The following is a 14,561-nucleotide window of genomic DNA, read 5'->3' on the forward strand; positions in this document are numbered from 1 at the left end:
TTTATAAATGACAGTGGTTTTGAAGCTGGTGTTTGAGCATGCTGATTTTCTGTTGCTGGATAAACCGTCCGGCTTGAGTTTTCATTCTGAGTTTGAGCCTGGTGTGGTGGCTTTGGCCGAAATTCAGTTTGGGCTGAAGCTTTATGCCGTGCATCGCTTGGATAAAGGCACGTCTGGTTTATTACTTCTGGCCAAAAGCAGCGAAGCAGCTGCATTACTGTCACAGTTGTTTCAAAACCAGCAGATCCAAAAGTTTTATCTGGCACTGACCGATCAAAAACCGAAGAAAAAACAAGGCTGGGTCAAAGGCGACATGGTGCAGGCGCGCCGCTCGGCCTGGAAGCTGACCAGTACGTTAACGAATCCTGCTGTCAGTTATTTTGTATCGGCTTTTTATGAAGTGGAAGGGCGTAGAGCTTTTCTCGTCAAGCCTTTTACCGGTAAAACCCATCAAGTGCGTGTTGCCTTAAAAAGTGTCAGTGCTGCGATTTTGGGTGATGAGTTGTATCAGGGGACAGCAGCAGATCGTCTCTACCTGCACGCTTATGCATTGTATTTTAGCTGGGGTGGTACTGATATTAAACTGGTGTTGCCGCCCTCTGATGGCGAGGAGTTTTTGGCTGAGCCGTTGCAACAGCATCTCAATCAGAATTGGGCAGAACCTGCTTTGCTGGAGTGGCCTTCCTATCAAAAACCAACAAGTTTAAAAGTTGAGTAACCTAAGTGTCCGATTATTTATTACGTTTTGCCGGCATAGGCCGTTTATATGGTACTAAAGCGCTGGATGCGTTTCAGAAGGCTCATGTCTGTGTGGTGGGTATTGGTGGTGTCGGTAGCTGGGCGGCTGAAGCTTTAGCGCGCTCCGGCATAGGCGAAATAACCCTGATAGACCTGGACGATATTTGTATCAGCAACACCAACAGGCAGCTGCATGCTTTATCGGGCAGCATAGGTCAGGACAAAGTGGCGGTGATGGCTGAACGCATTAAAGCCATTAACCCGGATTGCAAAGTGCATCAGGTCGAAGATTTTGTCACGCACGATAATTTATTTGAGCTGATGAGCACAGACTTTGATTACGTGGTGGATTGCATCGACTCTATCAAAGCCAAAGTGGCGCTGATTGCACACTGCAAGCGCAATAAAATTGCGATAGTCACAGTAGGTGGTGCCGGCGGGCAGGTAGATCCGACGCAAATTCAGTTGGCTGACTTAAGCCAGACGGTGTATGACCCTTTGTTATCTAAGGTTCGTAACACCCTGCGTCGTGACTACAATTACAGCCGCAATACCAAAAGACGTTTTGGCATAGATGCTGTGTATTCAACTGAGCAGTTGGTGTATCCAAAAGGTGATGGCACAGTCTGTCAGACCAAACCTGAACTGGAAGGCCCTATGCGTTTAGATTGCAGCGGTGGTTTTGGTGCTGTCACCGTAGTGACAGGATCTTTTGCTTTTGTTGCTGTATCAAGAGTGCTGAAAAAGCTTGCTGAAAAAGCTAATAAAGTCTGATCTATAACTTTAAATTACGGCTTTTATTTTATTTAGTACAGCCAGCAAACCATTGCTACGGGACTGGCTGATATTTTGTTGCAGCTGTAATTCAGTCAATAATGACTCTGGTGTAGCTTCTGCCAGCTGTTCTGCAGTCAGTCCATTCAGCTGCACTAAGATCAAAATAATCAGTCCCTTTACAATACGGGCATCACTGTCAAAAGCCCAGAAATGCTGCGCTGTGACAGGATCCTGATAATGCAGCAGCCAGGCTTTGCTTTCACAGCCTTGCACCAGAAACTCATCTTTGTGCCACTGTGCGTCAAAAGCCGGTAATTCTTTGCCCAGTGTCATTAAAATTCTGTATTTACTTTGCCAATCTTTCAGCTGAAGCAACTGGGGCAGTTGTTTATCGTAAATATTTTTTAGCGCAGTAGCGGTTTCTGTAAAGATATCTGGTCGGATCATTCAGCAAGTAACTCCACTGCTGTAGCTAAAGCGGTCAAAGTTCGGTCAATTTCGTCGAAACTGTTATAACAGGCAAAAGAAAAACGCACTGAACCTTTGCTATTGATGGCCTGGAATAAAGGCATAGCACAGTGGGTTCCTGCCCGAACTGCGATTTTTTGTTGGTCGAGCAAGGTTGCGAGGTCGGCAGGGTGCTCATTTTTCAGGTTGAGTGCAACAATTCCTGCGTTAGTTGTCGGACCAGATAGCAGCTCTAAAGCCGGAATTTGCTGACAACCGTCATAAAAGCGGCGAACCAGGGCTTTTTTATGTTGCTGAAAAGCAGCCAAATCCTGCTGTTGTAGCCATAAAATAGCGGCAGCAAGGCCAATAGCTCCCGCCATATTGGGCGTTCCGGCCTCTAATCTGTAAGGTAAATCGTTCCAACTGCTGGCCGAAAAACTGACGGTTTTAATCATTTCACCACCGCCCAGCAGCGGGCGCAGCAGCTCTAAATACTGTGTTTTGCCATACAAAACGCCAATACCTGTTGGACCATAAAGCTTGTGGCCAGAAAATAAGTAAAAATCCAGGTCCAGAGCCTGTACGTCGACCTTCTCCCAAACAATGCCCTGTGCGCCATCCAGCACCACTATAGCGCCTGCAGCCTTAGCCAGACGCACTATGTCTGCTATTGGCTGAATATGGCCCAGCGCATTAGAGACATGGCTGATACTCACTACTTTTGGCTTGAGCTTTAATAATTCTGTGAAGGCGGCGAGATCAAATCGATGTTCGGCTGTCAAAGGCACTACGTCCAGCTCCACGCCAAAAGGCAGGGCATGAATATGCCAGGGCACTATATTTGCGTGATGTTCCATAGTTGAAATTAATACCCGATCACCGGACTGCAACACAGAACCCATTAGCCCAAATACCAGCTGATTAAAACCTGCTGTGGTACCACTGGTCCAGATGATTTCATGCGAAAAACGGGCATTTAAAAATTGAGCTACAGTGGTTCTGGCCGCTTCAAAAGCAGCTGTGGCTTGTTGGCTTAAGCCATGGGCAGAGCGGTGTACATTGCTGTTTTGTTGGCTGTAAAACACATTCATTGCATCAAGCACTGCCTGGGGCTTATGCAAAGTGGCTGCGTTATCCAGATAGATCCAATCCGGATGAGCGCCAAAAAACGGGAATTGCTGACGTAAAGAGGGGAGACTGAAGTTCAAGGTTGCCAACCTAAAGCAAAAACAAATGAGGCCGGATCATAACATCCGGCCTCATCAGCAGGTTAGGCTTTTTTGTAGTCGCGTTTGGTGTAGCCGGTGTACAGCTGACGCGGACGACCAATTTTGTGGCCTTTGTCTGACAGCATTTCGTCCCAGTGAGAGATCCAGCCGACAGTACGTGACATTGCGAAAATCACAGTAAACATGCTGGTTGGAATACCAATGGCTTTTAAAATGATGCCTGAGTAGAAATCAACGTTTGGATACAATTTCTTCTCGATGAAGTACGGGTCTGACAGCGCAATACGCTCCAGTTCCATAGCGACATCCAGCAGAGGATCCTTGATGTTCAGCTCTTTTAATACATCGTGGCAGGTTTCACGCATCACTTTGGCACGAGGGTCAAAGTTTTTGTACACACGGTGACCAAAGCCCATCAGACGGAAACTATCGTTTTTGTCTTTAGCACGAGCTACGAACTCAGGAATACGATCAACAGAGCCGATTTCCTGTAACATTTTTAAGCAAGCTTCGTTGGCGCCGCCATGTGCTGGGCCCCATAAAGACGCTACGCCAGCAGCGATACAAGCGTAAGGATTTGCGCCTGAAGAACCGGCTAAACGTACTGTAGAAGTTGAAGCGTTTTGCTCATGGTCAGCATGCAGCATAAATATACGGTCCATTGCTTTGGCAACAATTGGACTGACTTTGTAATCTTCAGCTGGCACAGAGAACATCATATGCAGGAAGTTTTCTGCATAAGTTAAGTCATTGCGCGGATACACAAAAGGCTGACCTACAGTGTATTTATACGCCATGGCAGAGATAGTTGGTAACTTGGCAATTAAGCGGTGAGCGCTGCGTTTACGCTGCTCAGGGTCGTTAATGTCCAGGTCTGAATGGTAGAAAGAAGACAGAGCGCCAACCACACCACAGAGCATTGCCATAGGGTGAGCATCAACACGGAAGCCCTGGAAAAATGAGGCAATTTTTTCATGCACCATAGTGTGGCGCGTGATGGTATGCACAAACTCATCGTATTTAGCTTTAGCAGGCAATTCGCCTTCCAGGAGCAGGTAACAGGTTTCCAGATAATCTGAATGTTCTGCTAATTGCTCAATTGGATAACCCCGGTGTAACAACACGCCATTGTCACCATCGATATAGGTGATTTTTGATTCGCATGAACCCGTAGCCATAAAGCCCGGATCGAAGGTGAAGTATCCTTGCTGACCTAAAGCACGAACATCAATAACATCAGTGCCTGCAGTGCCAGAATAGATAGGAAGTTCAAATGGTGCCTGTCCTTCGATCTGCACGACAGCTTTTTTATCTGCCATTGGATTTCTCCTGTTGTTTTAATTGGGTTAAACCTTCATCGCACCTATTCTAACGTCAAGTGCTGCCTAAAAGTCAATTTTAATGCGCGATTGGATAATAAGTATTCGACTCTGGTCGTATTGTCATCAAAGAGGAATGCTGTAGGGTAGAGTTCGCAGAAATTCGATAACCAAATCAAACATAAATTGTAATCCGAAGTGGTGAATTATATACTGTCGCGGGTTTTAAACCTGTTCAGCGTTTGATAGATAAAAAAATAGGCTGAACCACACTTAGCTGTAGCCTGTATATCCATTGGGCGTTGACTGATTATTCAGCAACAAATAATGACAACAAAGCTCTATAAAGAGCGTCGATGGGCAAGAAACTGTGAAAAAGCAAAGACCTGTAAATCTAGACCTTACAACAATATCTTTTCCTGCTCCTGCGTTAGCGTCGATCCTGCACCGCGTAACTGGCGTCGCCATGTTTTTCGCTCTGGTGTTTGTGATCTGGGCTTGGGCAGTCTCTTTGTCTTCTCCGGAAGGCTTTGAGCAAGTCAGACTGGTATTACAATCCTTCATCGCCAAGTTTATCGCCTGGGGTACTATTACAGTGTTGCTGTATCACATGATTGGTGGCATCCGTCACTTAATTATGGACATGGGCCACTGGGAAGAACTTAAGTCCGGTAACACCAGCGCAGTCGTCACTATCGCACTGTGGATTGTATTAGCTGTTTTAGCAGGAGTTTGGTTATGGTTCTGAATCAAGCCAGTTTAAAGCGCGACGGTGTCCAGGACTACGTCTCGTTACGTGCCACAGCTGTTATTCTGACGCTGTACACTCTGTTTATTCTGGGATTCTTTCTGGTTACTCCTGAAGTAACCTACGATGTCTGGAAAGCACTGTTTTCCAGTCTGCTGATGAAAGCCTTCACTTTATTAACCTTAGCTTGTATCGCAGTTCACACCAAAATTGGTCTGTGGCAGGTATTAACTGACTACGTCAAAAACGCAGCATTGCGTGGCGTTTTACAGTTCCTGTTATACACCTTAGCTTTTGGCTATGTGGCTGTTGGTCTCTTTGTTCTGTGGGGTGTTTAAGTGAATATTCCAGTACGCGAATTTGATGCCGTGGTAATAGGCGCAGGTGGTGCGGGTATGCGTGCCGCTCTGCAAATTACTGAATCAGGTTTAACCTGTGCTTTGTTATCCAAAGTATTCCCAACCCGTTCTCACACTGTATCTGCGCAAGGTGGTATCACTGTTGCGTTAGGTAACTCTCACCCGGACAACTGGGAATGGCACATGTTTGATACCGTCAAAGGTTCCGATTATATCGGTGACCAGGACGCTATCGAATACATGTGTAAAACTGGCCCTGAAGCCATTACTGAACTGGAAAACATGGGTTTACCTTTCTCTCGTTTTGAGAACGGCCGTGTTTATCAGCGTCCTTTTGGTGGTCAGTCTAAAAACTTTGGTGGCGAACAGGCCGCCCGTACCGCAGCTGCTGCAGACCGTACTGGTCATGCCTTATTGCACCTGCTGTACCAGCAAAACGTAAAAAACAAAACTCAGGTCTTCTCTGAGTGGTATGCACTGGATCTGGTGAAAAACCAGGACGGCGCGGTGGTAGGTTGTACTGCCATTGAAATCGAAACCGGTGAAATTGTTTACTTCAAATCCCGTGCAGTAGTTTTAGCTACTGGTGGTGCAGGTCGTATCTTCGCCTCTACCACAAACGCGCACATCAACACTGGTGACGGTGTAGGTATGGCCTTACGTGCCGGTGTGCCGCTGCAGGATATGGAAATGTGGCAATTCCACCCGACAGGTATTGCAGGTGCCGGTACGCTGGTGACTGAAGGTTGTCGTGGTGAAGGTGGTTACTTATTAAATAAAGACGGCGAGCGTTTCATGGAGCGTTATGCGCCAAACGCCAAAGACTTAGCGGGTCGTGACGTTGTAGCTCGTTCTATGATGACTGAAATCCGTGAAGGTCGTGGTTGTGATGGTCCTTGGGGTCCACACATCAAACTGAAACTGGATCACTTAGGTGCTGAAGTTTTAGAAAGCCGTTTACCAGGTGTCTGTGAACTGTCGAAGACATTCGCTCACGTTGACCCGGTGAAAGAGCCAATTCCTGTCATCCCAACTTGTCACTATATGATGGGTGGTATTCCAACGAACGTTCATGGCCAGGTGATTCATCCGAAAGCCGATGGTTCTGAAGTTGTGGTTCCAGGTTTATTCGCTTGTGGTGAAATCGCTTGTGTATCTGTACATGGTGCCAACCGCCTGGGTGGTAACTCCTTGTTAGACTTAGTTGTATTCGGCCGTGCTACAGGTTTACACCTGGGTGAAGCTCTGTCTGCAACTTCTGAATACCGTGCTGCCTCTGATTCCGATCTGCAAGCTGCCTTAGCTCGTACTCAACGTTGGGAAGCGACTAAGCCAGGTCAGGGTGAAGATCCGGTTCAAATCAAAAAAGACTTACAGCAATGTATGCAACTGAACTTCTCGGTATTCCGTGAAGGTGCTGCTATGGCTGAAGGTTTAGCAGAGCTGAAAGAAATCCGTGAACGTCTGAAATATGCACGTCTGGATGACAAGAGCTCAGACTTCAATACCATGCGTATTGAATGTTTAGAACTGGACAATCTGATGGAAACCGCATTCTCTACTGCAGTTGCTGCCAACTACAGAACAGAAAGCCGTGGTGCCCACGCTCGTTTTGACTTCCCGGACCGTGACGACGAAAACTGGTTATGCCATAGCGTCTACACGCCTGATACTGAATCAATGTTTAAGCGTAAAGTGAATATGGAACCTAAGTTCCGTGAAGCTTTCCCGCCTAAAGCACGTACGTACTAAGAGGGATGCAGAATGAAGAAGTTAGTATTCTCTGTCTATCGTTACAACCCTGACGTTGATAAAGCGCCACGTATGCAGGACTATACTCTGGATAATCCAGAGGGTCGTGACATGATGGTGTTAGACGCACTGTTGAAATTAAAAGAACAAGACCCAACCTTATCATTCCGTCGCAGCTGCCGTGAAGGTGTCTGTGGTTCAGACGGTGTGAATATGAACGGTAAAAACGGTTTAGCCTGTATTACTCCATTGTCGGCTCTTGGCAAGGGGAAAGGCGGCAAGCTGGTGATCCGTCCATTACCAGGTTTACCTGTAGTGCGTGACTTAGTTGTTGATATGACTCAGTTCTACACTCAGTATGAAAAGGTGAAACCTTACCTGATCAATGACGAGTTACCACCTGCAGGCGAATACCTGCAATCCCCTGAAGAACGTGAAAAGTTAGACGGCCTGTACGAATGTATTTTATGTGCATGTTGTTCAACTTCTTGCCCTTCATTCTGGTGGAACCCGGATAAATTTATCGGACCAGCTGGTTTATTACACGCTTACCGCTTCTTAGCAGATAGCCGTGATACTGCCACTGAACAGCGTTTAAACGATTTAGATGATGCATTCAGCGTGTTCCGCTGCCATGGCATCATGAACTGTGTCAACGTATGTCCAAAAGGTTTGAACCCGACCAAAGCCATAGGTCAGATCAAATCTATGCTGTTAAACCGGGCGCTTTAAGCGCCCTTTGTCAGAGCTAAAAGGCGCTGATTGGTATAAAATGAAGCGCGCCCAAAACCTGGGGCGCTTTTTGCTAATTTTTTCCAGGTGCTTCGAATAAGGGAAACTAAATGCACGAAGGTGTAATGAAGGCGTGGTTAGAGTCTTCTCATTTAGGCGGTGGCAACATGGCCTATGTAGACGAACTCTATGAATCCTACTTAGCTGAATCGACCAGCGTCAGTGATGAGTGGCGTGAATTTTTTGCCAGTCTGCCCAAAATTGACGGCGTAGAACTCGAATCCCGTCACAGCGACATTCGCCAGCAATTCGCTGAACTCGCCAAAAACAAACACCGTGAAGTCATTACGGTGAATGCAGGTGGTTCAGATCAGCGCCAGGTGAAAGTTCTGCAATTAATCAATGCCTTCCGTTTCCGTGGTCATCAGCAAGCTAATCTTGACCCGCTGAACCTGTGGAAGCAGCCTCGTGTACGTGATTTGGAGTTGTCCTTTCACGACCTGACTCAGGCAGATTTTGATACCGAATTTAATGTCGGCTCTTTTGCTGGTGGCGAAACCAGTATGAAGTTAGGCGACTTATACAAAGCGCTGGAGTCCACTTATTGTGGTTCTATCGGTGCTGAGTATATGCACATTGTTTCGACGGACGAAAAGCGTTGGATCCAACAACGTTTAGAAAGCCAACAGGCTTCACGTGCGTTCGGAAAAGAAGAAAAAACCAAACTGTTACAAGGTTTAGTGGCTGCAGACGGTCTGGAAAAATATCTGGCTTCTAAATTCCCTGGCGCCAAGCGCTTCGGTTTAGAAGGCGGTGACGCTATGGTGCCAATGCTTAAAGCCATGATCCACCGTGCAGGCGAGCAGGGAGCAAAAGACTGTATTATCGGTATGGCGCACCGTGGTCGTTTAAATACACTGATCAACGTACTGGGTAAAAACCCGGGCAAGCTGTTTGATGAATTTGCCGGTAAATATGAAGTAGTTGGCGCAGGTGATGTGAAATACCATATGGGTTTCTCATCAGACTTCGAAACCAAAGGTGGCAATGTTCACTTAGCGTTAGCCTTCAACCCGTCACACTTAGAAATTGTTAACCCTGTGGTGATGGGCTCTGTACGTGCCCGTTTAGACCGCCGTGGCAGCACTGACGGGACTTTAGCTCTGCCTATCACCATTCACGGTGACTCAGCTTTTGCTGGCCAGGGCGTTGTAGCTGAAACCTTTAACATCTCTCAAACCCGTGCTTTCAAAGTAGGTGGTTCTATCCGTCTGGTCATTAACAACCAGGTCGGTTTCACCACGTCTAACCCTGAAGACACCCGTTCTACGCCATACTGTACTGACATTGCTAAGATGGTTCAGGCACCAATTTTCCACGTCAATGGTGATGATCCGGAGGCTGTGATTTTTGTTGCTCAGCTGGCTGTAGACTACCGCAACACCTTCAAACGTGATGTGGTGATTGACTTAGTTTGTTACCGTCGTAACGGTCACAACGAAGCGGACGAGCCAAATGCAACTCAGCCGCTGATGTACCAGAAAATCAAAAAACACCCAACTCCACGTGAGTTATACGCTCAGAAGCTGATTGCTGAAGGCGTGGTGACTGCTGAACAAGTGCAGCAGATGATTGACGGTTACCGTGATGCCTTAGATAAAGGCGACTGCGTGGTTGAAGAGTGGCGTCCTATGACTGAAGTGTCAGTCGATTGGACTCCATACATTGGCCATGATTGGGATGCAGCTTACGATGCCAGCATGAAAGTAGCGGATTTAGTCACTTTAGGTGAAAAAGCCATTGCTGTGCCGGAATCTCATACTTTGCAACGTCAGGTTGGTAAAGTGTATGAAGACCGCGCTTTAATGCTCAAAGGCGAGAAAAAGATCGACTGGGGTTTCGCTGAAATTCTGGCGTACGCTTCTATTGTTGAAGCCGGCAGTCGTATCCGTATCGTAGGTCAGGATTCAGGCCGTGGTACTTTCTTCCACCGCCATGCTGTACTGCACAATCAAAACGATGCAAGCACCTATACGCCACTGGAACATATCAGCGACTCACAAGGTCCTTTCCAGGTGTACGACTCAGCCTTGTCTGAAGAAGCGGTATTAGCTTTTGAATACGGTTATGCCACAGCTGAACCTCGTGCTTTAGTCATTTGGGAAGGTCAGTTTGGCGACTTCGCCAACGGCGCTCAAGTTGTGATTGACCAGTTCTTAAGCTCAGGCGAGCAGAAGTGGGGTCGTTTATGTGGTCTGACATTATTGTTGCCTCATGGCTATGAAGGTCAGGGCCCGGAGCACTCCTCAGCCCGTTTAGAGCGTTTCCTGCAACTTTGTGCTGATCACAATATGCAGGTTGTGGTTCCAACCACTCCGGCTCAGGTTTATGCGATGATCCGCCGTCAGATGGTACGCCCAATGCGTCGTCCTCTGATTGTGATGTCACCGAAGTCGTTATTACGTCACCCGTTAGCCACCTCTTCATTAGAAGAAATCGCTTCTGGTGTATTCCAGAACGCTATCGCTGAAATTGATCCAATCAAGCCAGCTGATGTGAAGCGTGTGGTGATGTGTAGCGGTAAAGTGTACTACGATCTGTTGGAAGAACGCCGCAAACGTAATATCACTGACATTGCTATTGTCCGTATTGAACAGTTGTATCCTTTCCCGGCGGAAGAGATGGCAACCATCATGAAAGACTACCAGCATGTAAAAGATTTTGTCTGGTGTCAGGAAGAACCTCAGAACCAGGGCGCCTGGTACTGCAGTCAACACCATTTCTGGTCTTCAATACCAGCAACTGGAAAACTGACGTATGCCGGCCGTGAAGCTTCGTCTTCACCTGCAGTAGGTTACTTGTCTGTGCACAACAAACAGCAACAGGCTTTAGTCAACGCAGCTTTAACTATTGCTTAATAATTTGGCACAACTTCGGTTGTGCCGCTTTGTATTCAGTCAGTGCTGCCGCAAGGCGCTCTGACTTTAGTTTAAGTAAAGAACCAGAACCCAATTTTTAAAAAAAAGGTGACAAAGTGGAAATTAAAGTCCCGGTACTACCAGAATCAGTTGCAGACGCAACAATCGCCACCTGGCATGTAAAAACAGGTGAAGCCGTTAGCCGTGATCAAGTCCTGGTTGACATTGAAACCGATAAAGTTGTACTTGAAGTCGTGGCTCAGGCCGATGGCGTCATGGGTGAAATCGTTCACGCTGAAGGTGCAACTGTATTAGCTGAACAAGTGATTGGTCACATGAACGCTGGCGCTGCAGCTCCTGCCGCCGCACCTGCTGCTAAAGCTGACGCTGCTCCGGCCGCTGCTGCTCCTGCTGCAGAATCAGATGACGTGTTAACTCCATCTGTTCGTCGCCTGATCGCTGAAAAAGGCTTAGACGCTGCTAAAATCCAGGGTTCTGGTAAAAATGGCCGTGTCACTAAAGAAGACGTAGAGAAATTCTTAAGCAGTGCACCAGCTGCTCCTGCTAAAGCTGCAGCTGTTGCAGCTCCTGCTCCGGTACAAGGTGACCGTTCACAAAAACGTGTGCCTATGACACGTTTACGTAAAACCATCGCGAACCGTCTGTTAGAAGCGAAAAACTCTACAGCCATGTTAACGACCTTCAACGAAGTGAACATGAAACCAATTATGGAACTGCGTAAGCAGTATCAGGACGTGTTTGAAAAGCGTCACGGTATCCGTTTAGGTTTTATGTCTTTCTACGTGAAAGCCGTAACAGAAGCGCTGAAACGTTTCCCTGAAGTGAACGCTGCTATCGATGGCGATGACATCGTGTATCACAACTACTTCGACGTCAGCATCGCTGTGTCTACACCTCGTGGTCTGGTTACACCAGTTCTGCGTGACTGTGACAAAATGAACCTGGCTGAAATCGAAAAAGCTATCAAAGACTTAGCCTTAAAAGGCCGTGACGGTAAGCTGTCTATGGACGACTTAACGGGCGGTAACTTCACTATCACTAACGGTGGTGTGTTTGGCTCTCTGATGTCTACTCCAATCATCAACCCGCCACAATCCGCTATTCTGGGTATGCACAAAATCCAGGACCGCGTTATGGTTGTTGACGGCAAGATGGAAATTCTGCCGATGATGTACTTAGCCCTGTCATACGACCACCGTATCATCGATGGTAAAGAGTCAGTAGGCTTCCTGGTGACTATCAAAGAATTACTGGAAGATCCAACCCGTATTCTGCTGGATATCTAATATCTGGAAAAAGTAACTAAAAATGCTGTTGTTTTATAGCAACAGCATTTTTTATCAGACTGATTGGCACTATAATACGCGCCGATCTAAAGGTCAGGTTGCACCTCCGGTGTAGCCTTCAATGTCAAAATGAACGGAAAATAGCCATGAATTTGCACGAGTATCAGGGTAAACAACTGTTTGCCCAATATGGTTTGCCTGTATCGAAAGGCATCGCCGCAGCAACTGTTGAAGAAGCGGTAGAAGCTGCAGATAAAATCGGCGGCGACATGTTTGTTGTCAAGGCTCAGGTTCACGCTGGTGGTCGCGGTAAAGCGGGCGGCGTTAAACTGGTTAAGAGCAAAGAAGACATCAGAGCTTTTGCTGAAAAATGGCTTGGTAAGCAACTGGTTACTTACCAGACAGACGAAAAAGGTCAGCCTGTAAGTCGTATCCTGGTTGAACCTTGTACTGACATCGCTAAAGAACTGTATTTAGGTGCAGTAGTAGACCGTTCTTCACGTCGTATCGTGTTTATGGCGTCTACTGAAGGCGGCGTGGAAATTGAAACTGTTGCCCACGAAACTCCGGAAAAAATTCTGAAAGCTGCAATCGATCCACTGGTAGGCGCTCAGCCATTCCAGGGTCGTGAATTAGCATTCAAATTAGGCCTGGAAGGCAAGCAAGTGAACCAATTCGTGAAAATCTTCATGGGTCTGGCTCAACTGTTTAAAGACAAAGATTTAGCTCTGCTGGAAGTGAACCCTCTGGTTATCACTCCTGCTGGCGATCTGCACTGCTTAGATGCCAAACTGGTTATCGACGGCAACGCTCTGTACCGTCACCCTGATTTAAAAGCTATGCAGGATCCTTCACAGGAAGATCCACGTGAAGCACATGCTGCTTCATGGGAATTGAACTACGTAGCTTTAGGTGGCGACATCGGCTGTATGGTTAACGGTGCTGGTTTAGCTATGGGTACAATGGACATCGTTAAATTACACGGTGGCCAACCAGCTAACTTCCTGGACGTTGGCGGCGGTGCGACTAAAGAACGTGTAGTTGAAGCCTTCAAAATTATCCTGTCTGATGACGCTGTTAAAGCGGTATTCATCAACATTTTCGGCGGTATCGTTCGTTGCGATATGATTGCTGAAGGTGTTATCGGCGCAGTGAAAGAAGTCGGCGTGAAAGTACCAGTTGTTGTTCGTCTGCAAGGTAACAATGCAGAACTGGGTGCTAAAGTGCTGTCTGAAAGCGGCCTGAATATTATCGCTGACACAGACCTGACTAGTGCTGCCAAGCAAGTAGTTGCTGCTGCAGCGGCTAAGGCATAAGGGGTAATCCATGAGCGTTTTAATTAATAAAGATACCAAAGTAATTTGTCAGGGCTTCACTGGTGCTCAGGGTACTTTCCACTCTGAACAAGCCATTGCTTACGGCACTAAAATGGTTGGTGGTGTGACTCCTGGTAAAGGCGGTCAAACTCACTTAGGTTTACCAGTATTCAATACAGTTAAAGAAGCAGTAGAAGCGACTGGTGCAGAAGCATCAGTCATTTACGTACCTGCAGCTTTCTGTAAAGATTCTATCCTGGAAGCTGCAAACGGTGGCATCAAGCTGATCGTTTGTATCACTGAAGGCATTCCTACACTGGATATGCTGGATGCTAAAGTACGTTGTGACGAATTAGGCGTACGCTTAATTGGCCCTAACTGCCCAGGCGTAATCACTCCAGGCGAATGTAAAATTGGTATCATGCCAGGCCACATTCACTTACCAGGTAAAGTTGGTATTGTTTCACGTTCAGGCACTCTGACGTATGAAGCAGTAAAACAAACTACGGACTACGGTTTCGGCCAGTCTACTTGTGTAGGCATCGGTGGTGACCCAATCCCAGGTTCTAACTTCATCGACATCCTGAAATTATTCCAGGACGATCCACAAACTGAAGCCATCGTAATGATCGGTGAAATCGGTGGTTCAGCTGAAGAAGAAGCTGCTGCTTATATCAAGCAACACGTGACTAAGCCAGTTGTGTCTTACATTGCCGGTGTAACTGCACCAGCTGGTAAGCGCATGGGCCACGCAGGCGCTATCATCTCTGGTGGTAAAGGTACAGCTGACGAGAAGTTCGCTGCACTGGAAGACGCAGGCGTGAAAACAGTGAAAAGCTTAGCCGATATCGGTAAAGCACTGAAAGAACTGACTGGCTGGTAATCCAACCTTTAGTAATTTCTGCTAAAAAACCCG

At 47.0% G+C, this 14,561-nt stretch carries 13 protein-coding genes; 10 read left to right on the forward strand and 3 right to left on the reverse strand.

Features of this window, described 5'->3' with window-relative positions:
* Nucleotides 1-7: 7 nt before the first annotated feature.
* Together LSG34_RS00845 and tcdA are read left to right on the forward strand one after the other, a co-directional pair.
* Nucleotides 8-718: a TIGR01621 family pseudouridine synthase gene (locus LSG34_RS00845; protein WP_233006935.1), complete on the forward strand. Its 711-nt coding sequence runs from the start codon at nucleotides 8-10 to the stop codon at nucleotides 716-718.
* A 5-nt stretch (nucleotides 719-723) separates the two neighbouring features.
* Nucleotides 724-1,512, forward strand: a complete 789-nt coding sequence (gene tcdA / locus LSG34_RS00850) for a tRNA cyclic N6-threonylcarbamoyladenosine(37) synthase TcdA (protein ID WP_233006936.1) — start codon at nucleotides 724-726, stop codon at nucleotides 1,510-1,512.
* A gap of 9 nt (nucleotides 1,513-1,521) precedes the next feature.
* Here tcdA and LSG34_RS00855 read toward each other — a convergent pair whose 3' ends face one another.
* The 3 genes from LSG34_RS00855 to LSG34_RS00865 all read right to left on the reverse strand — a co-directional run bounded on the left by LSG34_RS00855 (nucleotide 1,522) and on the right by LSG34_RS00865 (nucleotide 4,513).
* Entirely contained in the window at nucleotides 1,522-1,962 is a 441-nt protein-coding gene (locus LSG34_RS00855; RefSeq protein ID WP_233006937.1) for a SufE family protein, read from the reverse strand.
* On the reverse strand, nucleotides 1,959-3,173 hold the full coding sequence (locus LSG34_RS00860) for an aminotransferase class V-fold PLP-dependent enzyme (protein WP_233006938.1): 1,215 nt from the start codon (nucleotides 3,171-3,173) through the stop codon (nucleotides 1,959-1,961). Before LSG34_RS00860 ends, LSG34_RS00855 begins: the two co-directional genes overlap by 4 nt.
* 62 nt (nucleotides 3,174-3,235) lie before the next feature.
* Entirely contained in the window at nucleotides 3,236-4,513 is a 1,278-nt protein-coding gene (locus tag LSG34_RS00865) for a citrate synthase (RefSeq protein ID WP_233006939.1), read from the reverse strand.
* 370 nt (nucleotides 4,514-4,883) lie between these two features.
* Between LSG34_RS00865 and sdhC the strand changes: the two genes are divergently transcribed.
* From sdhC to sucD, 8 genes are all read left to right on the forward strand, one after another.
* Entirely contained in the window at nucleotides 4,884-5,261 is a 378-nt protein-coding gene (sdhC, locus tag LSG34_RS00870) for a succinate dehydrogenase, cytochrome b556 subunit (RefSeq protein WP_408636145.1), read from the forward strand.
* Nucleotides 5,252-5,599 (forward strand): succinate dehydrogenase, hydrophobic membrane anchor protein, encoded by a 348-nt coding sequence (gene sdhD / locus LSG34_RS00875; RefSeq protein ID WP_233006940.1) that lies wholly within the window; start codon nucleotides 5,252-5,254, stop codon nucleotides 5,597-5,599. The genes sdhC and sdhD overlap by 10 nt, the downstream gene beginning before the upstream one ends.
* Nucleotides 5,600-7,372 (forward strand): succinate dehydrogenase flavoprotein subunit, encoded by a 1,773-nt coding sequence (sdhA, locus tag LSG34_RS00880; RefSeq protein WP_233006941.1) that lies wholly within the window; start codon nucleotides 5,600-5,602, stop codon nucleotides 7,370-7,372.
* 12 nt (nucleotides 7,373-7,384) lie between these two features.
* Entirely contained in the window at nucleotides 7,385-8,104 is a 720-nt protein-coding gene (locus tag LSG34_RS00885; RefSeq protein ID WP_233006942.1) for a succinate dehydrogenase iron-sulfur subunit, read from the forward strand.
* Between the two features lie 110 nt (nucleotides 8,105-8,214).
* Nucleotides 8,215-11,022, forward strand: coding sequence for a 2-oxoglutarate dehydrogenase E1 component (locus LSG34_RS00890; protein WP_233006943.1), 2,808 nt, complete (start codon nucleotides 8,215-8,217; stop codon nucleotides 11,020-11,022).
* 116 nt (nucleotides 11,023-11,138) lie between these two features.
* Entirely contained in the window at nucleotides 11,139-12,329 is a 1,191-nt protein-coding gene (gene odhB, locus LSG34_RS00895) for a 2-oxoglutarate dehydrogenase complex dihydrolipoyllysine-residue succinyltransferase (RefSeq protein ID WP_233006944.1), read from the forward strand.
* A gap of 146 nt (nucleotides 12,330-12,475) precedes the next feature.
* Nucleotides 12,476-13,645 (forward strand): ADP-forming succinate--CoA ligase subunit beta, encoded by a 1,170-nt coding sequence (gene sucC, locus LSG34_RS00900; protein ID WP_233006945.1) that lies wholly within the window; start codon nucleotides 12,476-12,478, stop codon nucleotides 13,643-13,645.
* 10 nt (nucleotides 13,646-13,655) lie between these two features.
* Nucleotides 13,656-14,528, forward strand: coding sequence for a succinate--CoA ligase subunit alpha (gene sucD / locus LSG34_RS00905; RefSeq protein ID WP_008899439.1), 873 nt, complete (start codon nucleotides 13,656-13,658; stop codon nucleotides 14,526-14,528).
* The last annotated feature ends 33 nt before the right edge of the window (nucleotides 14,529-14,561 follow it).

It is taken from the genome of Rheinheimera faecalis, assembly GCF_021290965.1.
Classification (GTDB): Bacteria; Pseudomonadota; Gammaproteobacteria; order Enterobacterales; family Alteromonadaceae; genus Pararheinheimera; species Pararheinheimera faecalis.